This is a genomic window from Neisseria sp. HMSC15G01 (assembly GCF_001808255.1).
GTDB classification, from domain to species: domain Bacteria; phylum Pseudomonadota; class Gammaproteobacteria; order Burkholderiales; family Neisseriaceae; genus Neisseria; species Neisseria subflava_A.
This window is the reverse complement of the sequence record NZ_KV792695.1, coordinates 1-1,187: the sequence shown is the minus strand read 5'-3', so window position 1 is coordinate 1,187 and position 1,187 is coordinate 1. Positions and strand designations below refer to the sequence as shown.

At 48.7% G+C, this 1,187-nt stretch carries 1 pseudogene; it reads left to right on the top strand.

Going from position 1 to position 1,187, the window contains the following annotated elements:
- The first annotated feature begins 1 nt into the window (after nucleotide 1).
- Nucleotides 2-1,187: pseudogene (tuf, locus tag HMPREF3139_RS08960) on the top strand (elongation factor Tu).

The window sequence follows — 1,187 nt, the reverse complement described above, 5'->3', positions numbered from 1 at the left end:
CATGGCTAAGGAAAAATTTGAACGTAGCAAACCGCACGTAAACGTTGGCACCATCGGTCACGTTGACCATGGTAAAACCACTCTGACTGCTGCTTTGACTACTATTTTGGCTAAAAAATTCGGTGGCGCTGCAAAAGCTTACGACCAAATCGACAACGCTCCTGAAGAAAAAGCTCGTGGTATTACCATTAATACCTCACACGTAGAATACGAAACTGAAACCCGTCACTACGCACACGTAGACTGCCCGGGCCACGCCGACTACGTTAAAAACATGATTACCGGTGCTGCCCAAATGGACGGCGCGATCTTGGTATGTTCTGCCGCTGACGGTCCTATGCCTCAAACTCGCGAACACATCCTGTTGGCTCGCCAAGTAGGTGTACCTTACATCATCGTATTCATGAACAAATGCGACATGGTTGACGATACCGAGCTGTTGGAACTGGTTGAAATGGAAATCCGTGACTTGTTGTCAAGCTACGACTTCCCTGGCGACGACTGCCCAATCGTACAAGGTTCTGCACTGGAAGGCTTTGGAAGGTGATGCTGCTTACGAAGAAAAAATCTTCGAATTGGCTGCTGCCTTGGACAGCTACATCCCAACACCTGAGCGTGCTGTGGACAAACCTTTCTTGTTGCCTATCGAAGACGTATTCTCTATCTCCGGCCGTGGTACAGTAGTAACCGGTCGTGTAGAGCGCGGTATCATCCACGTTGGTGACGAGATCGAAATCGTAGGTTTGAAAGAAACCCAAAAAACCACTTGCACCGGCGTTGAAATGTTCCGCAAACTGCTGGACGAAGGTCAAGCGGGTGACAACGTAGGCGTATTGCTGCGTGGTACTAAACGTGAAGACGTAGAGCGTGGTCAAGTATTGGCTAAACCAGGTACTATCACTCCTCACACCAAGTTCAAAGCAGAAGTATACGTACTGAGCAAAGAAGAGGGTGGTCGTCACACTCCATTCTTCGCTAACTACCGTCCACAATTCTACTTCCGTACTACTGACGTAACTGGTGCAGTTACTTTGGAAGAAGGCGTAGAAATGGTAATGCCAGGTGAGAACGTAACCATTACTGTAGAACTGATTGCGCCAATCGCTATGGAAGAAGGTCTGCGCTTTGCGATTCGCGAAGGTGGTCGTACCGTAGGTGCGGGTGTGGTTTCTTCTGTAATCGCTTAA